Raw genomic sequence first — 19,183 nt, forward strand, 5'->3', positions numbered from 1 at the left:
AGAAAGGAAAAAACCTGTGCACAGCTGCTGCACAGGTTTTGCACATTGGGTCCCCTACAGCTGTCAGAGCTTCTAGTCAGTTTCTTCAGAAGAAGAGGAGGGGGCATCCTGTTCGATATATTGCTGGAATGTAACGAGATCCCTGAATTCACGTCCCTCCCATTTCCATTCAGCTCTGGAAGAAGAAGGAAAGGAATTGTCCTTCAGGGTAACATAGTTGCTGATGTCTTCAGTGGCATCAATATAAAATCCGTTGAATGTGGAGCCTTCAAAATCGTTATTGATGACGCTTAAATGTCGTATGGAGGACTGGATACGCAGCTGGGCGGAGTCCCGGCTGCCGTGCGCGTTTTTCCAGGTGTTCTCTGAAAAAGAAACGCGGCTGATTGGACGTTGAGCAGGTCCTTGAACCAGAGCCGTTCCGGACGACGTTTGGTCCCGCCATACATTATTTTTGAACGATAGATCCTCTGTTTCTGCAAAGGAAGTGTTACGGATAAATGTCCCAACAGCCCCTCCGCTTATAGTGTTATGTGAAAAAGTGACCTCATCGGCTCCCTCGACTGCAACAGCCGGATCGGTGCTTCTGTTCGAGGAATCAATAATATTGTTTTTCACCACACCTCCGGACGGGACCCGGCCGTTTACTTCCCCGGGCACTGCCTGAAGATCGAGAGATGTTCCGGAAGCTTTCTCAAACCGGTTGTGGGAAACTGTAAACGAAGCTATGTTGCCCTCTAGTGCAAAGGCGGGGGCATGCTTCCATCTTTCGACAGTGTTGCCGCTTATGATCGTGTCCTCGTGAATGCTGTCTGCATCTGAACTGGCTATATGGACTGCTGACCCAGGCTCTTCTTCCGCTCTTTGAGACGATAAAAAACGGTTATCAAGTATTTGGAGGGCCCTGGTTTCTCCGGAGGAAGCAATCACAGATGCCGTATTTTCCTGATGAAAGGTGAATTTTTTAATCGTTATGTATTCGGTATCTTCTAAAGAAAAAAACGGCTTATCGCCAGCGGTTTTTAAATGAACGTTTTCATTTTCAAACGGACGGACGGTGATAGGAAGCTGTTCTTCACCCTGTTGGCTCACGTTCACATTTTCCTGATAAGTGCCTTCCCGTAAATAAATAGTATCTCCGGCTTCCGCGGTATCAGCGGCCTTTTGAACAGACTGAAAAGGCGCATCGATAGTGCCGTTTTGCTCATCATTTCCTGAAGGGGAGACAAATATCCCCTTATCGCTCTCGCCGGAATCAGCAGAAAAAGGAAGCATGCCGCAGCCGCTTATAAATAGTAAGAAAAAAAGCATGATAATAACAGAATAAAAACGTGGCATCTGAATCCCCTCCCTGTGAACTGATGAGACGTTGAATGTATGTAAATAAGCAGAAACTATCGTAGCACAATTGTAATAATTGCAACAGTTATAAATTGGAAGAAGACGCACGGGTAGTGTGCGCCTTCAATTTGTTTTAAAGGGTTATTGCTGCTGAAGCAGAAGTGGAGGAATTCAGTGCCTGCAGAGCCACAGCCCGCTGCGCGTCGATTAATGCTGGAGGCAGGCTGCCGTCCTGTAGGGAAGCGTGGTGGGCCACAGCAATCTGTATGGAGATATGAACCGCAAAATGCTGAAACCGCCGAAATTCACTTTGCTCAGCCAGGAGGGCATGAACGCTTCGGGCGTCATCAATAATGGTAGAAAAAGAAGCTGTAAATCCGAGCACTCCGAAAAGCGAGTAATAGAACGGACGTACGTGCCACTGTCCGGACTGCCAATGGCCAAGGATGTCGTCAAAACGTTCAAAGTATGCAGCTGAGTTTATACTTTCGAGATTCAGAGCGGATAAAAAGGAAAGGTACTGAAGTTGAGCACCTTTTTTAAAGTCCCGCTCGAGCAGCTGGTGATGGGCACTGTTCATATGCTCAATCATCTGTTCCTTATTTCCGGGGAACTGATGAATATAAAGTGTGTGTAGAGGATAATAATCCGCACTTGTTAAATCCGGAAAGGATTCCTGCAGAAACTCGTACCAGGCAGTAAACGCCGGTACAGCTGAAAAGTCGTTCCGGAAGAAGGTGTAATATGATAAAGCGGCAGCGTACGTAGAGGTGCCACGCCCCCACGGTCCCTGAACCAACTGGCTGTACAGCTGCTTAAAACCGCTCCAGCTGTCCTCGGGGTTGTCGGACAAACAGTCAAGCATACCAGCGATTGGAAAACGCTGGTGGGACCGCAGCGGTGAAAACCAGCTGTTGTTCTTTTTAATCGTCTGCTGGAGACGGTCAAACCGCTCAATGTCAAACGACTGGTGGTGTAGAGAATACATCGATGCCATCAGCATGAACATGCGGGCGTCCGAATGATGCCACGGATATTTTTTCTTTAACGCCTCATAGGTGTTCAAATACTGCTTTGTAATATCTGTAAGCTGTTCCTGAGTTTCCATCTAAGGGCCTCCTTTTCTCTGGCTATGGTGTAAGTATAGCACGAGAATCGGAGGGTGTTATTCCTTCGTTAGCTCATGGAGAGAGGAAACAGAGCTCCCTACCTGAGAAATGGCCTGCTCGACTTCGCGCAGCTCCTGGATGAGTGAATGAACCTCCGCTTCGGCATCATTGCTCTGCTGGCGGCTTCTTGCCATTTCCTGTACGATACCATCAAACATGCTGTTGATTTCGTGGACCCGTTTCGTGCCGTTACTGATCTGATTGTCCGCGTTTTCAATGTGGTTGCTCACAAGCTGAATTTGGTCATTTGTTTTCCGGACAAGCTCAGATACGGTATCTACGGATTTTTTTGTCTCACCGGAAAGCTTACGGACTTCTGTGGCTACCACCGCGAATCCGCGTCCGTGTTCGCCGGCACGGGCAGATTCAATTGAGGCGTTCAGGGCCAAAAGATTCGTCTGTTCAGCGATCCCAGTGACGATGTTTGTGATATCATCAATTTTAGCTGCAATTGCTTTGAGTTCACCCGTTTCAGTACGCATAAAATCCATGAGCTCCTGGAGGCTTTTCATATGCTTTCCGTGCTGTTCGAGCTCTTGCTTGCCTTCCTCGGACTGGGAAGCGGCTCCAGAGCTGCTCTTAACATTTTCTTTTGAAATGGTAACGACCCTGTTGGAAGTTGCAGTAAGTGAAGCAACAGAGGTATTTGTCTGGTTGAAAACCTCCCGGAGCGAGCGGGTAGTGACAGAAATTTGTTCGTGCAGATGATCTTTAACAGCCTGCTGTTCTTTGTGAAGTGTAAGGTGGGCCTCCTCGTAGGCTTCAAGCACAAGCTGCTGCTCGAGGTTAATGATTTTCGTAACTGCAAGAACAGCTGGAAGAAAATCAGCCCGGCTGTTAAGGTGCTGGTCGACAAAATGAAGGATGGACTGCTCCATGTCTTGAAACGAGGACATGTACCATTTAGGCAGAAGGCCGATATGTAAATGAACCTGGGCAATCTTCAGCCGCTTTTGAATAAAAGTATCCTCCATTGTCCCCTGAAACATTTCCTGCACATGAACAGCAAGCGTCCGGCTCAGCCGTTCGACCGAGCTGTGCTCTTCAATGATTGCACGCAGGCTGGGCTCGTTCTTAAGGTTGCGGTAAAAGGCATCAACAATAGCTTCGATGTTTTCAGCAATGACTGGCTGAAGTTCGGATAGTATATAAAGGTCATGGTCAGTTAGATGAATCAACTGGAGCTGACGGTGCAGATCGCTTCCGGGGGAAAGCCTGATCCGGCTGCCGGCATGGGCGTCCCCTGGAAATTGTGAAGCTGGTGCAGATGATGGTTTTGCTGAAAACAGCATATTAAATAGCCTCCCGATGCAATAAAAGTATGGTTGATACAGTAATTCTTATATCGGCTGAAGAAATATTAATATTCATGAATAATTAAAAATTTTTAGGAGGCAGGATAGAATATGAGAAACAAAAAGATGTGGATAGCGGGGCTGTTGTCGCTTTTCATTCCAGGTGCGGGACAGGTGTATGTTAAAAAATACCTCTGGGCGGTGTTGTTTTTTGTGCTTTACGTAAGTCTGCTCGTTACGGTGTACGTGCCGTCCATTTTCGTTGCTGCGATTGCCGTGGTGCATGCGGTGCAGATTGCCGGACGGCAGGAAGCAGAAAGTAAGGACAAATAAAGGGGAAGGGCAGGGTGGAAAAAATTATTTGAAAGGCCCCAGGGTAAAAAAACCCGGGGCCTTGTATCTGTGCTATTCGGCTTCGAGCGCCTGAATGAACGTTTCGTCCATATCGACAGCGATAAATTGAATTTCCCGGATGTTGTGCAGCAGTTCCCGGTAATAAATCGCGACGGTCTCGGGGTCCAGGCCGCCGGTGGCGGTGCCAAGCGCCGGCAGGGCGACCCGGTAGATGTGATTCTCCTGGCAGTAGCGTATTAACGCCTGAAGACAGGAATAAACCACGTCATAGTTCGACTTTTCCTTCGGGGCTTCCATCGTCACCAAATGAAGGATGGCTTCATACGGGAGACTGGCAGCCGTAGTCGTGTAAAGCTCGCCGCGCTTCGGCTCGTTCTTTTTGCAGTAGGCTTCTGCTTCCTGTTCAATAGTCTCTCCGCCAGCTTTTTTGATGGCAGCGGCAACCCCGCCGCCCATCGACCCCTTCCCGTTTGCAGCATTGCAAATATAATCGACATTGGTGACAGTGGTAATATCTCCATGTTTTGCACTAAGCATAATTTCTCTTCCTCTCCTTCTGCGCTATTATTCCGTCATCAGCATATCAGAATTTCCAGCCGGCAGGGAGGAGATTGCTCATAATTTATACAAAAGAATTAGACATATACCTGGAAGCCCTATGGAATAACTGCTTTGCTTCTTTGTTCGCATCACTAAGCACATGGTTCTTATTCATGGTCTGCATATTGCGGTCTTCCATAATAATCCGTCCATTCACGATGGTAGTTTCCACCTGATCTTTGGAAGCGGCGTATACAATACGGGAATATGGATCTGCTCCTTCGCTCGGATACGTATGAAAATCATAAAGGTTGAGGATAGACAAATCCGCTTTTTTGCCGATTTCGATACTGCCAATTTCCTGGTCAAGACCGACTGCTCTCGCACCTTCGATGGTTGCCATGCGAAGAACCTGTCTGGCATTCATGGCGGTCGGGCCATAGGAGGGTTTATGAATAAGGGCGGCCATCCTCATTTCCTGAAACATGTCGAGCGTGTTGTTACACGGGGAGCCGTCGGCACCGAGACTGACATTGTGATGGTGGTCGAGCAGGTCCGGGATCTCTGCGAATCCGGAAGCAAGCTTCATATTGGAGCTTGGGCAGTGACTGATATGAGCGCCCTTTTGTTTAATAATCTGCTTTTCATGCTCATCGAGCCAGACACAATGGGCGAGAATAAGGCGCGGGTGTACAAGGCCAAGGTGATCCAGATACGTTACATTTCGCATGCCGGTATCAGCTTCAACAATTTCTATTTCTCCCTGGCTTTCTGAAGCGTGTGTATGCACATACGCTCCGTAATGAGTGGACAGGCGGGAAACTTCGCGCAGCAGCGGTTCAGAGCAGGAGACAACAAACCGGGGTGAAAATGCGTATCGTATTCTATCATTATCCCGACCGTTCCATTTTTCATACAAATCGGCGCTTTCCTGCACGGACTGGCTCGTGGTTTCAAGCAGGGGAGCAGGCAGTTCATCGCCCTTATCCATCATAACTTTGCCGGATAGGGCCCGGATGCCGGAAGCTTCTATGGCTTCGAAGGCAGCGTTTGTATGGTGGACTGTTTCCATGTCGACGATCGTGGTCGTGCCGCTCCGGATCAATTCGCCGATGCCGAGCATCGCCGAGGCGTAGATAGAATCGGGAGTGTGGGCAGCTTCCATTGGCCATATGCGTTCCTTCAGCCAATCCATCAGCTCAAGGTCATCCGCCTGACTGCGAAACAGTGCCTGGCAAAGGTGAATATGGGTATGGATAAAGCCGGGAAGCACAGTTCGTCCCCGTGCTTCGATCACTTTTTCATCCGGATGGGGAGTTAAAGATGGTTGGATCTCTTTAATGTATTCATTTTCAATTCGTATATCTCCGTGCACAATGTCATTGTTTTCGTTCATCGTCATGATTTCAGCCTGCCGTATTAAGATCGTGGTCATTGTAAACACTCCTTTGTTTGCATAAAAAAACGAAGAACACCTGTAAAAGGCGTTCTTCGTAGTTGGAAATTACGGTTTCCAGTAGAAACGTTCAACCCAATTGTTGAATATATACGAAGGGTAAGTGGTAATACCTGCATCGTACCGGGGAATAAAAAAAACTTCAATAGAGTTGGAAGATAATATGACAAAAGATTTACTGGGCAGTATACCCCCCGTCTACGAGCAGGTTTGCCCCGTGAATAAATGAGGCATCATCACTGGCTAAAAAGTAGACAACAGAAGCAATCTCTTCGGGTTTAGCTAATCGGCCGACTGGATGCATACTGGCAAGCTGCTGCAGAGTATCTTCATCGAGGCTTGATTGAACAAGAGGGGTTTCGACATAACCAGGGCACACAGAGTTGACCCGGATGTTCTTTTTAGCATATGTCACTCCCAGCGTTCTTGTCAGATTAACTACGCCGCCTTTAGCCGTACTATAAGAAGTAATGGAATCGCTGCCTACGTGGCCGAGTATGCTTGCATTATTAATGATTTTACCGCCGCCGTCCTGGGTGAGCATTTGTTCAATAGCATATTTATCAGTTAGAAATACACCGTTTAAATTGACATTTATTAGTTTGTTCCATTCCTCATAGCTAAGTTCATGAATAGGCTTTGTGTCTCCCACACCTGCATTGGCAAAAACAATATCCACCGATCCAAACTGGCTGGCGGTCTCGTGGATCATCCGGGACACATCATCTTCAGAAGTCACATCGATGTGCATGTATTTGACGGTTTTATGGTTATTCTTCAGCTCCTGCTCGAGTGCTTTGCCAAGTTCATCATTGATATCGGTTATAACGACAGACGCTCCTTCATCGGCGAGCCGGCGTACCGCTGCCTCTCCAATACCGGAAGATCCTCCTGTGACGATTGCTGTTTGATTTTGCAGTTTCAAAAAATCCCTCCCGTTTTTAATAATAATATTAAGATATTCATTCACTGTACAGCTTCTATTTCTTTTATGAATATTCCTGTTTATTCCAAAAAAGAAAGAGAATTTTCAGGAAATGCACAGTACAAAGAGTGAACAATAGCGGCAATGGGTATAGGAAAAGCAACAAAACTATTCCAGAGGAGAATAAATTATGGAGAAAACAGCCATCATTACCGGAGCAAATACCGGAATGGGATTCGAAACAGCGAAACAGCTTGCCGTGAAAGGATTTAATGTCATTATGGCCGTCCGGGACGAGAAGCGCGGGGGAGAAGCCATGAGGCAGATAAAGGCCAGTACCGGAGCTTCACGTGTGCGGGTGATGCGCTGTGATCTGTCCTCTCTTCAGGATATACATACCTTTGTGCGCCAGCTCGAACAGATCGTTCCCTGTGTGGATGTACTGGTTAACAATGCCGGCGTAGTATCGCTGAAAAGAGAGCTTACCGAGGATGGTTTTGAAAGCATGATCGGCGTGAATCATCTGGGGCACTTCGCTCTGACACTGCAGCTTCTGCCTCTGCTTGAATGTTCGGCAGAAGAGGCACGTATCATTAATGTTTCGTCAGGAGCGCACAAATATGGAAGCATTCATTTTCCGGACCCTCATTTAACCAGAGGATATGGAACATGGAAAGGGTACGCCCAGTCAAAGCTGGCGAACGTTTTATTTACATACGCCCTTGCTTCCCGTCTCGAAGGGACGAGTATTCGTGTTAATGCCCTGCATCCTGGCGGGGTAAGTACTATGCTTGGAGTAGACCGGTCTACAGGCTTTGGGCGCCGTATTCATCAAACAATCCGTCCAATGCTTCGCACAGCGGCAGAAGGTGCGGAAACATCGGTGTATCTTGCCGCTTCCCGTGAAGTGGATGGGGTGCATGGCAAATACTTTATTGATTCTTTTGAAGAAGATACTGCCCCTCATGCCCGCGACAGGGAGCTCCAGGAAAAGGTATGGGAATGGAGCATGGACCAGACGAATGTGGAACGACTGCTGGAGGCAGAGTGGATCAATAGATTAAAACGTGAAAATCAGTAAGACAGCTTTATTTTTTTGATTATGTATTTTAAAATATATTAAATACAGGAAATGACAGAAAGGATTATTGGCGTTGAGTAAACAACTGTACAATTTCATGTTAAACCATGCAGAAGAGATCGTGACTACATGGATGGAAGATATTGAAGCACAGTCGGAAGCTATCTACCCGAACGATGCCGACCGGAGGGAGGCATTCCGGGGAAGACTCAAGGGATTCATTCAGGAAACGGCAAAAGCAGTAATAGGGGAAGAACCATCACTTACTGACTGGGCGCAGCTTACGGCGATGGACGGGCTTGAAAACCAGGGGCCGAGGTTTTACTCGGTAGAGTTTTTCAGAGTCGGGCGTGTTGACCTCTGGAAGCGTCTGTCTACCTACTTCAAAGAACGGGAGGACGAGATTTCCCCGCTGCAGGTGGCTGACTGGGCAGAGAAGATTCAGTCGGTGTTTGAAAAGGGACTGGAGCTTGTAAACCAATACTACTATCAGATGAACGAAGCTCAGCTCGAGGCCCAGCAGCAGATGATGGTGGAGCTGAGTGTGCCGATCATTAAATTAATAGGGGATATTGGTGTCCTCCCACTTGTCGGAGATATTGATACGCACCGGGCGAAAATGATTGAAGACGTGACTCTTACAGAGGTGGCAAAGCTTGAACTCGATGTACTGATTATTGATATGTCCGGGGTGCCGATTATCGATACAATGGTGGCTCAGCAGCTGTTTAACCTGCATCACGGGCTGAGTTTAATCGGCACGGAAATCATTATTACCGGCATTCGCCCGGAAATTGCAGAAACGGCCGTGCGGCTTGGGATTGATTTCAGTAAAGTAAAAACCTTTGCTCATCTGCAGCAGGCCCTCGAACAGAAGATGAATATTCAAATTAAGAAATAACAAGTATACAGATGCAAAAATAGCCCTTCGCAGTAAATCTGCAAAGGGCTATTGTAGTTAATATGCCGGAATTTCCTAGTACTCGCTGTAATTCGACAGCGCGTAGGAGGAATCGTTGGATGACCGGACATTTGCTTTATTATTCAATTCGGCAGTGAGCTCCAGAAACCACTGTTTATCATTGGTGACCAATGCAAGATCAATCAGGTCATGCAATTCATCTTCTGAAACAGGCTGTACGGTATTCAGCTTGCTTACTTTGTGGAGCAGCAGTTCAGCTGATTTTTCCATTATATCCTGATTGTCAGAGGAGATAACTTTTACTTTAATGGTTTGATAAGATTCTTCAATTGCTTCTACATAGCCTACAACCAATTCACCATAAATGGTGGTTCCTCGAACCCAATCTCCTACCGAAATAATATCGTTTGTTGGTAACATTCGCGTAACCTCCTAAGGATTACCTATTAATTAATAGTGTTGTAATCTGAATTATCTATAACTATACATTTCCCTGTTTTTGATTGCAAAAACATTGCTCAGTTAATTTGTGATACATTTTTTCAGCATGTCGGCAATAGTAAATTGATCAAGGTGTTCTCCAAAAACGTATTCACCCTCCGAAAAAACACCGCCCAGCACTTGTTTCATATTAGCCCCAACGGAGCAATCGGGGTTTTCATCCGGGCACCGGGGCTGCAGAGTGCCTTTTGATGTGACCTGGTATACATCCCACAATGTGACGGCCTCCGGAGGGTGGGAAAGGACAAAACCTCCACCGGCGCCTTCCTTGGACTGAATCAAATCATGCTGCTTCAACAGGCTTAACACCTTACGGATCCGAACCGGGTGCACAGAGGCACTTTCAGCAATGAAAGTGCTTGAGGCAGCTTTCTCCGGCTGATGGGCGAGCAGTGTCAAACTGTGTACAGCTATAGAAAAGTGGCTGTTCATACGTATCTCTCCGGGTAAAAGAATTGTTAATGTTTATACTGTAATTATAAATATTACAGTTTTGTTTGTCAACGTTTGATGTCTGTGGAAAATGGACGGAAGCTGCTCGACAGGGGGAAATATTATCACTGTTCCGGTCAACTCGTTATGATTCATAAGCCTTTTCGTGTTATAATATACTTCTATTCATCCATTGTACTTTTCCGTGTCATTGATCCTATGAAAAGGAGTGAAGACATGAAAACATTTGAAGAGGTGGTCCGTACTTTAGCGGACATTGAAATGCAGTCTGTTGCTCAAACGAGATCAAGACACGAATTCCAGAACGAGCGCGAATACTATTCCCATTTTCTCCGTAATAAAGATCTTTCTTTTTATTTGGAAACTGTCGAAGAGATGTTTCCATTAGAAGCAAAGAAATACGGAGCAGAGGAAATTGTGCGTGGGATGGCTGAATATATCGAAGCAGGTGCCATGCCTGAGCGGGAGCCGCTGACTGAATAAAGGGGAAGCGGAAGATAAATAAACCGAATTGAATGTTATATCCGAAGGGTCCGGTTTACCGGGCCTTTTTTATTTTTGCAAATTCAACTTAAAAGGATGGTTTAAAAACAGAGGCATACATGCCTTTTGCAGAGAGAAGAAAAAACAAAGGGGAGGCGAAGAAAATGGAAGTCAGTCCGGAATTTCTGCTGTACATGTCATTCATCGGTACGACAAGTACGGCGCTGATGCAGCTGTTAAAGCAGGCGCTCCCGCTGCCGAAAAAGTATATCCCCCTTCTGACGCTCGGGATCGGGGCATCCCTGGCACTTGTCCCTTTTCCGTACTCGAATGCCGTTCTGGCAGAGCGGGTATGGGCAGGCGTGCTTGCTGGACTCGGGGGCACCGGAATTTTTGAAAATGTGCAGAAAAGCAGAAAATAGTAAAATATCCTGCTGAAAACTGAGTGAGAATTCAGATAGAAAAAAGAGAAAGAAACCAATTCCCTCCTCTTGTTCAGAAAACTTTTTCATTTGCGGGGACAGGAAAATTTTTATATAATATGTCTGCGCACAACAAGAATCCCCCGCTTGCAGCAGGGGATTTTTATTGAGGTTTTGTTATGCTTTTTAAATAACGTGGGCGCTGTTTGGGTATATTGCCCGCTGCTGTTAAAAGAAACGAAACAAAACCCTTGTGTGACAAGGCTTCCTGATTGCAAGACAGGGAGTCAGGAATGTATCTTGCAATTAAATCTCGGTTTGGTTTTACGTGGTTTTACGTAGGATAACCCGTGCCATAGCGGGCGTATCAAATAATACAATAGCTGACATGGGATGATTACCTGGGCTGTATCTGGGCTACATCTGGGCTAATGTTGGGCGGAGGACGACGGCTGATACACCTGTTGCATGCGGGATTCGTACAGATCGACGTTCTCTTTTTCGATTTTGGACGTGATATGCGAATAGATATTGGCGGTCGTGCTCATGGAGGCATGACCGAGTCGTTCCTGGAGGGCTTTCATGCTGATGCCGGCTTCCAGCTGCAGGACGGCATGGGTATGACGCAGCGCATGGATCGGCAGATCATCGACGCCGGCTTCCTGGCACGCTTTTTTCATCGCCCGGAAGGTCGCCCCGCGTGCCTGGTAATCACCGTATTCGCGAGCAAAGACAAGGTTCAGGTCTTTGTGATAGTAATGGCCGTATTTTATTTTCCGGATCTTTTGGTCTTTGGCAATCGCTTCTAAATCGTGCTGCAGGGTCGGACCATAATAAATGATCCGGCTTTTTTTCGTTTTCGTCGTGCCGAGCAGCTGCTTGTTCACATCAAAGGATTTATTAATATGGATGGTTTGGTTGTCCATGTCGATATCGTCCCAGGTAAGGGCGGCAGCTTCGCCTTTCCGCATGCCGGTATCTAGCAGCGCTTTAAAATAGTAATAGGTGTGCGGATCATAAGCCTGAACGGCATGTAAGAACGGGACAATTTTAGCCGCCGGAAGGTATTTCATGCTGTCCCGTTGATTGGATCCGGAAGGGAGCTGCACGTTCAATGCCGGGTTGGTGTCCAGGCGTTGATTCAAGACCGCTCGTTCCATCGCTTTACGGAAGGTGCCGTGCACGCTGCGGATGGAGTTGGTGGAATAGCCCTGTTTCTGCATATCGTTCAAAAAGGACTGATACAGCTCGGGCGTGATTTCTTTGAGCCGGATTTTTTGGAAATAATCCAGGATGATCCGTACGCTGTTTTTGTTGCTCGTGAGCGTATTGGCGGCAACTTTGGCTTCCCGGTAGTGCTCAATGTAGGTATGCAGCCAGTGCTCCAAGCTGATTTCTTCTGCGTTCAGTTCGATATTGTACTCGAGTTCCGAAGCGGCTTTTTTGGCTTCGACTTTACTTTTATAGTTTCCGCGCATTTTTTCTTTGAATTTCCGTTCAATGGGATCAAAATAGGTGATCCGGAACTCCCATTTTCCGTATCGTTTGCGAAAGCTGGCCATGCTTATCCCTCCTTAAATTAATCCAATCGCTTGGTATTTGCGCATGCGGTATTGCTCGACGCGCTTCAGGGCCACGTCATAAGGTACGGTGAATTCATCGGCGACGATTTCGGCGGCGTGCTTCATGTTTCTTGGCAGAGAATACTGTTTCAACAAAAAGGTTGGCACGCAAAAATAAGCAGCAAACAGGTTGGATTTCATTTCCGTGTATTCCGCATGAATCTCTGGAAAGGCCCATTGCATCCCTCGATCCATCAGGAGATGGCAAAGTTCATGAGCAAACGCATAGAACGCTTCCGCCCAGGTGACGTGGTGAATATTCATGATGGCACCATCGACGAAGGTGTAACGACCCCCGTACGTTACGCGAAAACCGAGCTTCAAGGCTATCATATCCATATCAATGTCACTAATAGAAGTATGATCTAATGAGTGGTGCATCTTATCAACAACGGTTTCTAAGTCTGTGGATAAATACATATTTCCCCCTGTTAATGCGAACGTTTGTTCTTTTTTTATAGTAAAAGAAAAGCCTCTCGACAAGAGGCTTATAATAAAATGGTTAAAAGTGTAGCCAGGATACCTAATACTCCTACTCCAGTGCCTATTGCTGTACCAACAATCCATCTTTTAGACTCTTTAAATTCATCTGTTAATTCCTTTCTTACTCCGTCAATATTGGAGTTAAGCGCAATATATTGTTGGTTATAATCGGATCGCAAGGAGCGGAGTTCATCCATGGTTTGATTAAATTTATCATCAATATTCTTTTCTCTTTGTGAAGATAGGTTATTAAAAGACTCGAGCTGTTCTTTGAATATTTGGCGTTGATCTCTTATTTCGTTTTTAAATTCTTCTCGATCTGCCCTCAAGTCAGCTTTAAATTCCTGTCTCAGATTGGCTTCACCATTCGTGTCCATGTCATGCTCCTCCTTTCCCAGAGAAGTGAACTCTTCGTCGCTTTCTTCGTTGATTCCTTCTATATCTATTGTAGCATAAACTTCCTGGTCGGATGTTGGGGAGATTATTATTGGAGTTTTCCCATCAGTAGAAACTCCCGTTTTAGCTAAATTACCATATTGGTTTTCTGTTTCTTCGGTATTTTTTTCGTTAAATGTTTCGCTTTTCATTCCTTCGATTATTAACCAAGGGTCTACGCGTATGGATTTCTCAGGTTTTTTATCTTCATTCATCTGAATCACTCGATACATCATGAGACTGTGTTTTCATTACCGGCACCCTGGTGTATAAGGAAGATTCGTAACCGCTCGATAACTCTTTTATAATAACTTTAAAAACATGAATACCTTCATCGTAAAAAGCAAAATCCCTATAAGGCATAGAAACAAGAGTATCAGCGTGAGCAGGTAGTTTTCCTTCAGGGTTTTTAGGGGGCTCGTTTATATCCATATTGAAGTCATCCCCATCAATTTTTTCATTTCTCTCATTAAAAATTTCTATAACACACTGATATTTTGTGTGAAATTCTATATTAAATATTGAAAATGATATAACGAAAGATTTTTGCGTAGGTAAGAACGGAACAACAAAAGCACTTATTGGTTCAGTAATATTATATTTTTTATTAGTTCTTTTTGATTCTTGTGATAGTATTACAAATCCTATATCGGCCATATTGATCACCTTTTCTGTACTAATTAATTAAGAAAGCTCTGATGTAACTGGAGCTTACGCCTTCGTTTCGGTTTCTTCGATATCTGCTTTTGTGACAAAATTATTCTGCCTGCGCGTATCCTTGTAACTCGAATGCTTCTGTTTCTTCATACTCAATGCTCTCATATGCTTCACTGGTCATCGAGGGGAGGCCGTATTCGAAAGCTGTGGTTTCTCCTGGGCTGATTAAGTCGTGGACTTGCAGGGCGCTAACGCCAACCAAGTTATCATCACTATCATAAAAAGCGGAGGCTACATACGCGTTGCCAGCTTCTTCATCCAAGGTGTTGGTATATTGTCCGACAACAGCAGGTCTATCGTTAATACTCACTTTTTCAATATCTAAATACTCTGTTTCATAATCAGATCCGGCTGGAGAAGGGGAAAGCAGGAGCTCCACATCACTTAAATTATCATCTGGCATATAATCTTCATTTACTGAAATAAGTGCTTCTTCTCCAGGCATAAGAATGTTCGGATAAATCCAGACAGAGTAGTCATCAGTAACGTTAATCATTTCATCGTTTTCGTCATACCAGGTAACAGAGGAGCCGTCTAGATCATACGATTCATCGGTGTTGTTTTTTACTTTCGCATAATAAGAATGGGTATATTCATCTATATCTTCATAGTCCTTGCTGGCATAAAAGACCTCATCTTCAATGGTTACGGCGTCTTCTGGAATCTCCTCATTGTCTTCATTTGCGTAAGCATCACTGTCAGGATTACTAGACCCTACGATCTCTAAAGATTTCCCTTTAACTAATGGAATTCCTGTGTCCTCATTCACCCCATCATACGTACCGATAACTTTCACTTCGTCCCCCATTTCAACTTCGGTATCCTCAGGGATTGTAGACCAATAAACTTCTTCGCCCAAAGCATCTTTACTGATCGTATAAACATAATCATCGTAAGGATTAAATTCTTCTCCGGGATAAGATTCATATGTCACTTCACCCTCAGCTAGCACAGGATCTCCTTTGCTCATATCTTCATGGTAGGGTTCAGCTTTATCTGCGAGTTCCTGATCTTTCTTTTTCTCTTGTGAATCTTGGTTATCCTTTTTATTTTCTCCAGAAGCGTCTGCATCTTCATTAAGATCGTCAGTGACTTCTTCCCCAAGTTCTTCTAATTCCTGTTCTGCTTCTTCGCCGCTAGGAACATCGTTACCCCCACATGCACCTAAAACCAAAACTGAAGAAATGCTAAACGATAAAAGTGCTGCTTTCTTTTTCATCTAATTCCCCCTAGATTCAACTAAATAAGAAAAAATTGGTTAAAACGGTATAAAAAAAGAAGAAGAGTCCCTAGTTATTCTCTTCTTTCTTCTTGCGCATTTCCCTTTGTATTTCGATATATCGAATGGCTTCTTCTTTTTCTTCTTTCGTCATCTTATGAAAGTCTTGGAAGAAGACCCGTTCGTCTTCATCAGAAGGCGGGGTGAATCCATAATCTTTCGCGAAATCAGATTGGTAAAAATCAAGATTTTCATTAGGATCGTCAGTGCGGCCTAATAAGTAATCAGTAGTTACATTAAAAAAATCAGCGATTTGATTAAGAGTATTATAATCAGGACTTCGGTTCCCCTGTTCATACATAGCATATGTTGTTCTTCCCATGCCTAATTTTTTAGCCATCTCTGTTTGATTAAGCTTATTTTGTTTTCTTAAATAAGACAGCCGTGTACTTAACATTATTAATTCTCCTCAGAGTAGAATAATATAATTATAACTACACAAAGTGTGTAAAATAAGTATTTGACACGAAAAGTGTAATTTTTTTAATTTAAGCATTGTATTGACACATATTGTGTAGTATTATGAAATTAATCAGCTGACACAATACGTGTAGAAGGGAGTTCGAAATGAGATATTGGCTTTTAGACATAAGAAAAACTCACAAATTAACTCAATCAGAAGTAGCTGAAAAAGCGAGTATGGCTAGGAACACTTACGCTATGATCGAGAGAGGAGACCGGGGAGTTTCTGTAACCAATGCTAAAAAAATAGCGGAAGTTTTAGATTTTAAATGGACTATTTTTTTTGAAGAAAACTGTCACGATTCGTGTCAAAAAAATAAACAAACATGCTAGGAGAAGCAAATGGAACAAAACAAAGTCACCAAATGCGAAAACTGCGGCGAGCGCGACTGGATCGCAGGCGGAGAAACCATTAATAAGTATCGCGTCGTGATCGCGTACCGCTGCAAGTCGTGCCAGCACGAATGGAAAGCCGAGTACTTATTAAGGGGGTGAAACCAATGAATCGTAGATATGGCATTTACTACCAAGGCATTTTAATGAAAGAGTACGAGACGCCAGCGGCAGCCTATAACGCGTTTACAGAAATGACCGAACGGACCGGCGTTTTCTACGAATTAAAAATTATCGAGGAGGTTCCCGTATGAATGAACTACAGATTTTTCATTTCAACAGCGAACATGTACGCATCATTGAAATCGAGCATGAGCCTTGGTTCGTTGCTAAAGATGTCTGCGCCATTTTGGAGATCCAAAATACCACAGATACTTTAAAGCGATTGGATGACGATGAACGGGCTAGGTTCAATCTAGGTCGTCAGGGTGAAGCAAACATTGTGAATGAATCAGGATTGTATGAACTTATCTTTGCCAGCCGAAAAGAGGAAGCCAGGCAATTTAAACGTTGGGTGAAGCGGGAAGTGCTGCCAGCCATTCGACAAACAGGCGGGTATCAAGCGCCAATGTCGATTGAGGAATGATCATTCAGCAGGCGGAATCCATGCGAGAAGTAAAAGACAACGTCACGAAGCTCGAATCCAAAGTCGATAACCAAATCACGCTGGACCACGGCGAGCAACGACGCCTACAAAAAGCGGTCTCGATCCGCATTTATGACCTAACACAGGATCCGGACGAACGACGACAGCTTTTCCGCCAGGCGTACCGGGATATTAAAGACCGCTTCGGTGTCGGCAGCTACAAAGACGTGAAGCGCAAAGACCTGGAAGCAGCCGTCAGCTATATCAACCACTGGATCCCAAAACAAGTCGCATAAATCAAATCAAGGCGGGGCGCCTATTCATATCATACCGCGCCCTCGTACCTATCACGAGGAGGACGAGAAGATGAACAAGTTGTATTCCGAACGAGAAATAAGAGGATTTCTGCGCCAGGCAAGGGAAGACGCCGAGCTTACCCAGGGCACGTTGGCCGACTGTATTTACAACCGTATTGGCGCCGGCGTGTGCGACCAGTCCTATATATCGGCCATCGAACGGGGCGACAAACCCTTAACCAATATTCGTGTGCTTGCAACCTGGGCACAAGTAACCAAAGCATATGAACTGGCAGAAATCATTGTATATCAATGGGACTTGGATCCGTTGGCAGCTCCTTCGATCCGGAAAGAAATGAATCAGAGCATTGCCTCCACGGCGTTGAATATCGAAGAGCAGTTCACGGAAGCAAAGGAAGCACTGGAGCGACTGATTTACTCGTATAACCACCGGCCATTTGACCAGCCGTTTGAAGCAACCGATGCGCATTACGACGATCTCCGGAGCATGTATGACGTGATCTGGGCAATGAAATCGCACTTGTTTGCCTGGTCGAGAGAAATGGATGTGGATTTAGAAACAATGGAGAACAGCTGGGTGCAGCAGCAGTTGGTCGCCGGAAGGTTAGAACGTGGGAAGGAGCGGAGCTTGGTATGAAACGAACGTGCCGATTAGAAAAAGACTTGATGACCATATATGTAGCAACCCTCGGATTTGTGCTTTATGTATTACAAACCATATAAAAATCGCCAGCTATGGGTAGTAGCTGACGATTCAAGGATTAAAGAAATACTCTATTACCAGTATATCACAACTATTAGGAGGATTTCTAATGAGTTTTGGAATGATAAATGAACTGAAGAAGGGCGCTATTGTTCAATTCAAGATGGACTGGGGCGAAACACCAACTCCGAATAACACTTCTATTGTAAAAAGAATTGCTAAGGATAAGAGTTGGGCTGATGTAAATACGCCATTCGGAAACAAACGAATCCCAGATCCGGAAAAATATTTAAAAGTTATCACTGAGCCACTAACGGTCTATATAAGGGAGGACAACTAAATGGAGCAATTACGAGCGAAGTGGATTAAAAATATGTATACCTCGCAATCATTAGCAAAGAAACAACAACCGAAAATTAATGAACCGGTGCATAATTCCTTTCCAGAAACCATCGCAGCTATTAAGAAGCAGGCGTATGAGGAAGGGCGCGCTTCTGCCTTTTACGATGTGATTGCTGAGACCGAAGGCTATAACGAACGAGTCACCAAAACCCAACAGGAGCTTCAAACGATTGTCCATGAAGCTGCCAGGGAAGAACGGGCAGCTCTGGAAAATGAGGACATGGAGAGCGCTTATGCCGAGTTAACAAAAAAGCAGATGGCGAAACGGTTCCTGGACAAATTACATTTGCTGGAGGTGCAAACCTGATGGAACTTCAAATCAACGATGAGGTCATTCAACAGCTCGTGGATCGGAAAGTAGAAGAACTAGTGCAGCCAAGGCTGCTGGAAATCGACACGATTACGATTAAAGATTTAGAAACGATTACCCGGTTTTCAGGCAGTTTTCTTCGCAAAAACGTTGTTAATCAGCCGGAATTTGATGACATTACGTATCGGGTCAACGGTGCTATCCGCTATAAATATCCGGAAGTGAAAACACGATACCGCCAGGTGATGAATCGCATGGATATACCCATGAGAGAGCTACACGAACTACACGCCTAACTAAAAGAAAAAAGGAGCGATGAACCATGCTAGACAAAGACGTGCTGTATTACATCTATCACCACGTAAAGGTACTGCAATACAAAGTGGGCTGGGAGGGAGCCGTGGAGCGCATGGCTGAGAAGTTTGTGGTCTCGGTTCGGGACGTGGCTATATTGTTCCGGCGGGCGCAGAAAGGCTATGGAGAAATCTTCAACGGCGAACCACCGATTTACATGCAATAGATTTTAACCAAT

Annotated in this window: 29 protein-coding genes and 1 riboswitch; of the genes, 15 read left to right on the plus strand and 14 right to left on the minus strand. The window is 45.1% G+C overall.

Features of this window, described 5'->3' with window-relative positions:
- Window positions 1-72: 72 nt before the first annotated feature.
- The 3 genes from ACTRXH_RS01105 to ACTRXH_RS01115 all read right to left on the minus strand — a co-directional run bounded on the left by ACTRXH_RS01105 (window position 73) and on the right by ACTRXH_RS01115 (window position 3,802).
- Window positions 73-1,338, minus strand: a complete 1,266-nt coding sequence (locus tag ACTRXH_RS01105; RefSeq protein ID WP_474262677.1) for a right-handed parallel beta-helix repeat-containing protein — start codon at window positions 1,336-1,338, stop codon at window positions 73-75.
- Between the two features lie 136 nt (window positions 1,339-1,474).
- On the minus strand, window positions 1,475-2,449 hold the full coding sequence (locus ACTRXH_RS01110) for a DUF4003 family protein (protein ID WP_474280134.1): 975 nt from the start codon (window positions 2,447-2,449) through the stop codon (window positions 1,475-1,477).
- 57 nt (window positions 2,450-2,506) lie between these two features.
- The gene (locus ACTRXH_RS01115) at window positions 2,507-3,802 is read right to left on the minus strand and encodes a protoglobin domain-containing protein (protein ID WP_474280136.1); all 1,296 of its coding nucleotides are present in this window, start codon (window positions 3,800-3,802) and stop codon (window positions 2,507-2,509) included.
- A 114-nt stretch (window positions 3,803-3,916) separates the two neighbouring features.
- Here ACTRXH_RS01115 and ACTRXH_RS01120 point away from each other — a divergent pair, with 114 nt between their 5' ends.
- The gene (locus tag ACTRXH_RS01120) at window positions 3,917-4,138 is read left to right on the plus strand and encodes a hypothetical protein (protein WP_474277070.1); all 222 of its coding nucleotides are present in this window, start codon (window positions 3,917-3,919) and stop codon (window positions 4,136-4,138) included.
- A 72-nt stretch (window positions 4,139-4,210) separates the two neighbouring features.
- Here the strand turns inward: ACTRXH_RS01120 and ACTRXH_RS01125 are convergent, their stop codons facing one another.
- The 3 genes from ACTRXH_RS01125 to ACTRXH_RS01135 all read right to left on the minus strand — a co-directional run bounded on the left by ACTRXH_RS01125 (window position 4,211) and on the right by ACTRXH_RS01135 (window position 7,080).
- Entirely contained in the window at window positions 4,211-4,696 is a 486-nt protein-coding gene (locus ACTRXH_RS01125) for a macro domain-containing protein (RefSeq protein ID WP_474280138.1), read from the minus strand.
- A gap of 85 nt (window positions 4,697-4,781) precedes the next feature.
- Window positions 4,782-6,134, minus strand: a complete 1,353-nt coding sequence (locus ACTRXH_RS01130) for a 5'-deoxyadenosine deaminase (protein ID WP_474280140.1) — start codon at window positions 6,132-6,134, stop codon at window positions 4,782-4,784.
- Between the two features lie 39 nt (window positions 6,135-6,173).
- A riboswitch (purine riboswitch) is annotated at window positions 6,174-6,271 on the minus strand.
- 59 nt (window positions 6,272-6,330) lie between these two features.
- The gene (locus ACTRXH_RS01135; RefSeq protein ID WP_474280142.1) at window positions 6,331-7,080 is read right to left on the minus strand and encodes an SDR family NAD(P)-dependent oxidoreductase; all 750 of its coding nucleotides are present in this window, start codon (window positions 7,078-7,080) and stop codon (window positions 6,331-6,333) included.
- A gap of 190 nt (window positions 7,081-7,270) precedes the next feature.
- On the opposite strand from ACTRXH_RS01135, the gene ACTRXH_RS01140 reads away from it, so the two are divergent.
- Window positions 7,271-8,161, plus strand: a complete 891-nt coding sequence (locus tag ACTRXH_RS01140; RefSeq protein ID WP_474277076.1) for an SDR family oxidoreductase — start codon at window positions 7,271-7,273, stop codon at window positions 8,159-8,161.
- 73 nt (window positions 8,162-8,234) lie between these two features.
- Window positions 8,235-9,062 carry an STAS domain-containing protein gene (locus ACTRXH_RS01145; RefSeq protein ID WP_474280144.1) on the plus strand — a complete coding sequence of 276 codons (828 nt, stop codon included), beginning with the start codon at window positions 8,235-8,237 and terminating at the stop codon, window positions 9,060-9,062.
- Between the two features lie 75 nt (window positions 9,063-9,137).
- Here the strand turns inward: ACTRXH_RS01145 and ACTRXH_RS01150 are convergent, their stop codons facing one another.
- Together ACTRXH_RS01150 and ACTRXH_RS01155 are read right to left on the minus strand one after the other, a co-directional pair.
- A complete protein-coding gene (locus ACTRXH_RS01150; protein WP_474262661.1) occupies window positions 9,138-9,503 on the minus strand; it encodes an IDEAL domain-containing protein in 366 nt (121 codons plus the stop codon).
- Between the two features lie 102 nt (window positions 9,504-9,605).
- The gene (locus tag ACTRXH_RS01155; protein ID WP_474280146.1) at window positions 9,606-10,016 is read right to left on the minus strand and encodes an RrF2 family transcriptional regulator; all 411 of its coding nucleotides are present in this window, start codon (window positions 10,014-10,016) and stop codon (window positions 9,606-9,608) included.
- A 237-nt stretch (window positions 10,017-10,253) separates the two neighbouring features.
- Here ACTRXH_RS01155 and ACTRXH_RS01160 point away from each other — a divergent pair, with 237 nt between their 5' ends.
- Both ACTRXH_RS01160 and ACTRXH_RS01165 read left to right on the plus strand, forming a co-directional pair.
- Window positions 10,254-10,520: a hypothetical protein gene (locus tag ACTRXH_RS01160; protein ID WP_474262656.1), complete on the plus strand. Its 267-nt coding sequence runs from the start codon at window positions 10,254-10,256 to the stop codon at window positions 10,518-10,520.
- A gap of 164 nt (window positions 10,521-10,684) precedes the next feature.
- Window positions 10,685-10,942: a holin gene (locus tag ACTRXH_RS01165; protein ID WP_474280148.1), complete on the plus strand. Its 258-nt coding sequence runs from the start codon at window positions 10,685-10,687 to the stop codon at window positions 10,940-10,942.
- A 428-nt stretch (window positions 10,943-11,370) separates the two neighbouring features.
- On the opposite strand, the gene ACTRXH_RS01170 is transcribed toward ACTRXH_RS01165, so the two are convergent.
- The 6 genes from ACTRXH_RS01170 to ACTRXH_RS01195 form a co-directional block, all read right to left on the minus strand.
- Complete coding sequence (locus ACTRXH_RS01170) at window positions 11,371-12,504, minus strand: tyrosine-type recombinase/integrase (protein ID WP_474280150.1); 1,134 nt, start codon at window positions 12,502-12,504, stop codon at window positions 11,371-11,373.
- A gap of 12 nt (window positions 12,505-12,516) precedes the next feature.
- Complete coding sequence (locus ACTRXH_RS01175) at window positions 12,517-12,984, minus strand: ImmA/IrrE family metallo-endopeptidase (protein WP_474280152.1); 468 nt, start codon at window positions 12,982-12,984, stop codon at window positions 12,517-12,519.
- Between the two features lie 68 nt (window positions 12,985-13,052).
- Window positions 13,053-13,697 carry a hypothetical protein gene (locus ACTRXH_RS01180; protein ID WP_474280154.1) on the minus strand — a complete coding sequence of 215 codons (645 nt, stop codon included), beginning with the start codon at window positions 13,695-13,697 and terminating at the stop codon, window positions 13,053-13,055.
- The gene (locus ACTRXH_RS01185) at window positions 13,690-14,139 is read right to left on the minus strand and encodes a hypothetical protein (RefSeq protein WP_474280156.1); all 450 of its coding nucleotides are present in this window, start codon (window positions 14,137-14,139) and stop codon (window positions 13,690-13,692) included. The genes ACTRXH_RS01180 and ACTRXH_RS01185 overlap by 8 nt, the downstream gene beginning before the upstream one ends.
- 100 nt (window positions 14,140-14,239) lie before the next feature.
- Complete coding sequence (locus tag ACTRXH_RS01190) at window positions 14,240-15,418, minus strand: FxLYD domain-containing protein (RefSeq protein WP_474280158.1); 1,179 nt, start codon at window positions 15,416-15,418, stop codon at window positions 14,240-14,242.
- Window positions 15,419-15,488: 70 nt separating this feature from the next.
- Window positions 15,489-15,875 (minus strand): helix-turn-helix domain-containing protein, encoded by a 387-nt coding sequence (locus ACTRXH_RS01195; protein WP_474280160.1) that lies wholly within the window; start codon window positions 15,873-15,875, stop codon window positions 15,489-15,491.
- Between the two features lie 170 nt (window positions 15,876-16,045).
- Between ACTRXH_RS01195 and ACTRXH_RS01200 the strand changes: the two genes are divergently transcribed.
- The 10 genes from ACTRXH_RS01200 (at window position 16,046) to ACTRXH_RS01245 (ending at window position 19,171) form a co-directional block, all read left to right on the plus strand.
- On the plus strand, window positions 16,046-16,273 hold the full coding sequence (locus tag ACTRXH_RS01200) for a helix-turn-helix transcriptional regulator (RefSeq protein ID WP_474280162.1): 228 nt from the start codon (window positions 16,046-16,048) through the stop codon (window positions 16,271-16,273).
- Between the two features lie 9 nt (window positions 16,274-16,282).
- On the plus strand, window positions 16,283-16,435 hold the full coding sequence (locus ACTRXH_RS01205; protein ID WP_474280164.1) for a hypothetical protein: 153 nt from the start codon (window positions 16,283-16,285) through the stop codon (window positions 16,433-16,435).
- Between the two features lie 5 nt (window positions 16,436-16,440).
- The gene (locus tag ACTRXH_RS01210; protein WP_474280166.1) at window positions 16,441-16,587 is read left to right on the plus strand and encodes a hypothetical protein; all 147 of its coding nucleotides are present in this window, start codon (window positions 16,441-16,443) and stop codon (window positions 16,585-16,587) included.
- The gene (locus ACTRXH_RS01215) at window positions 16,584-16,919 is read left to right on the plus strand and encodes a BRO-N domain-containing protein (RefSeq protein WP_474280168.1); all 336 of its coding nucleotides are present in this window, start codon (window positions 16,584-16,586) and stop codon (window positions 16,917-16,919) included. The genes ACTRXH_RS01210 and ACTRXH_RS01215 overlap by 4 nt, the downstream gene beginning before the upstream one ends.
- A gap of 20 nt (window positions 16,920-16,939) precedes the next feature.
- Entirely contained in the window at window positions 16,940-17,215 is a 276-nt protein-coding gene (locus tag ACTRXH_RS01220; RefSeq protein WP_474280170.1) for an ORF6C domain-containing protein, read from the plus strand.
- A gap of 70 nt (window positions 17,216-17,285) precedes the next feature.
- Window positions 17,286-17,873: a hypothetical protein gene (locus ACTRXH_RS01225; protein WP_474280173.1), complete on the plus strand. Its 588-nt coding sequence runs from the start codon at window positions 17,286-17,288 to the stop codon at window positions 17,871-17,873.
- Between the two features lie 175 nt (window positions 17,874-18,048).
- Window positions 18,049-18,279 (plus strand): hypothetical protein, encoded by a 231-nt coding sequence (locus ACTRXH_RS01230; RefSeq protein WP_474280175.1) that lies wholly within the window; start codon window positions 18,049-18,051, stop codon window positions 18,277-18,279.
- Window positions 18,280-18,648: a hypothetical protein gene (locus tag ACTRXH_RS01235; RefSeq protein WP_474280177.1), complete on the plus strand. Its 369-nt coding sequence runs from the start codon at window positions 18,280-18,282 to the stop codon at window positions 18,646-18,648.
- Window positions 18,648-18,947: a hypothetical protein gene (locus ACTRXH_RS01240; RefSeq protein WP_474280179.1), complete on the plus strand. Its 300-nt coding sequence runs from the start codon at window positions 18,648-18,650 to the stop codon at window positions 18,945-18,947. Before ACTRXH_RS01235 ends, ACTRXH_RS01240 begins: the two co-directional genes overlap by 1 nt.
- Before the next feature lie 26 nt (window positions 18,948-18,973).
- Entirely contained in the window at window positions 18,974-19,171 is a 198-nt protein-coding gene (locus tag ACTRXH_RS01245; RefSeq protein ID WP_474280181.1) for a hypothetical protein, read from the plus strand.
- Window positions 19,172-19,183: the final 12 nt, after the last annotated feature.

It is taken from the genome of Marinococcus sp. LNHM5E3-2.1 (assembly GCF_056034365.1).

Coding starts and splice junctions, on each gene's coding strand:
- ACTRXH_RS01105 (WP_474262677.1), bottom strand. CDS start 1,338: ATGCCACGTTTTTATTCTGTTATTATCATGCTTTTTTTCTTACTATTT.
- ACTRXH_RS01110 (WP_474280134.1), bottom strand. CDS start 2,449: ATGGAAACTCAGGAACAGCTTACAGATATTACAAAGCAGTATTTGAAC.
- ACTRXH_RS01115 (WP_474280136.1), bottom strand. CDS start 3,802: ATGCTGTTTTCAGCAAAACCATCATCTGCACCAGCTTCACAATTTCCA.
- ACTRXH_RS01120 (WP_474277070.1), top strand. CDS start 3,917: ATGAGAAACAAAAAGATGTGGATAGCGGGGCTGTTGTCGCTTTTCATT.
- ACTRXH_RS01125 (WP_474280138.1), bottom strand. CDS start 4,696: ATGCTTAGTGCAAAACATGGAGATATTACCACTGTCACCAATGTCGAT.
- ACTRXH_RS01130 (WP_474280140.1), bottom strand. CDS start 6,134: ATGACCACGATCTTAATACGGCAGGCTGAAATCATGACGATGAACGAA.
- ACTRXH_RS01140 (WP_474277076.1), top strand. CDS start 7,271: ATGGAGAAAACAGCCATCATTACCGGAGCAAATACCGGAATGGGATTC.
- ACTRXH_RS01150 (WP_474262661.1), bottom strand. CDS start 9,503: ATGTTACCAACAAACGATATTATTTCGGTAGGAGATTGGGTTCGAGGA.
- ACTRXH_RS01155 (WP_474280146.1), bottom strand. CDS start 10,016: ATGAACAGCCACTTTTCTATAGCTGTACACAGTTTGACACTGCTCGCC.
- ACTRXH_RS01160 (WP_474262656.1), top strand. CDS start 10,254: ATGAAAACATTTGAAGAGGTGGTCCGTACTTTAGCGGACATTGAAATG.
- ACTRXH_RS01165 (WP_474280148.1), top strand. CDS start 10,685: ATGGAAGTCAGTCCGGAATTTCTGCTGTACATGTCATTCATCGGTACG.
- ACTRXH_RS01170 (WP_474280150.1), bottom strand. CDS start 12,504: ATGGCCAGCTTTCGCAAACGATACGGAAAATGGGAGTTCCGGATCACC.
- ACTRXH_RS01175 (WP_474280152.1), bottom strand. CDS start 12,984: ATGTATTTATCCACAGACTTAGAAACCGTTGTTGATAAGATGCACCAC.
- ACTRXH_RS01180 (WP_474280154.1), bottom strand. CDS start 13,697: ATGAATGAAGATAAAAAACCTGAGAAATCCATACGCGTAGACCCTTGG.
- ACTRXH_RS01185 (WP_474280156.1), bottom strand. CDS start 14,139: ATGGCCGATATAGGATTTGTAATACTATCACAAGAATCAAAAAGAACT.
- ACTRXH_RS01190 (WP_474280158.1), bottom strand. CDS start 15,418: ATGAAAAAGAAAGCAGCACTTTTATCGTTTAGCATTTCTTCAGTTTTG.
- ACTRXH_RS01195 (WP_474280160.1), bottom strand. CDS start 15,875: ATGTTAAGTACACGGCTGTCTTATTTAAGAAAACAAAATAAGCTTAAT.
- ACTRXH_RS01200 (WP_474280162.1), top strand. CDS start 16,046: ATGAGATATTGGCTTTTAGACATAAGAAAAACTCACAAATTAACTCAA.
- ACTRXH_RS01205 (WP_474280164.1), top strand. CDS start 16,283: ATGGAACAAAACAAAGTCACCAAATGCGAAAACTGCGGCGAGCGCGAC.
- ACTRXH_RS01210 (WP_474280166.1), top strand. CDS start 16,441: ATGAATCGTAGATATGGCATTTACTACCAAGGCATTTTAATGAAAGAG.
- ACTRXH_RS01215 (WP_474280168.1), top strand. CDS start 16,584: ATGAATGAACTACAGATTTTTCATTTCAACAGCGAACATGTACGCATC.
- ACTRXH_RS01220 (WP_474280170.1), top strand. CDS start 16,940: ATGCGAGAAGTAAAAGACAACGTCACGAAGCTCGAATCCAAAGTCGAT.
- ACTRXH_RS01225 (WP_474280173.1), top strand. CDS start 17,286: ATGAACAAGTTGTATTCCGAACGAGAAATAAGAGGATTTCTGCGCCAG.
- ACTRXH_RS01230 (WP_474280175.1), top strand. CDS start 18,049: ATGAGTTTTGGAATGATAAATGAACTGAAGAAGGGCGCTATTGTTCAA.
- ACTRXH_RS01235 (WP_474280177.1), top strand. CDS start 18,280: ATGGAGCAATTACGAGCGAAGTGGATTAAAAATATGTATACCTCGCAA.
- ACTRXH_RS01240 (WP_474280179.1), top strand. CDS start 18,648: ATGGAACTTCAAATCAACGATGAGGTCATTCAACAGCTCGTGGATCGG.
- ACTRXH_RS01245 (WP_474280181.1), top strand. CDS start 18,974: ATGCTAGACAAAGACGTGCTGTATTACATCTATCACCACGTAAAGGTA.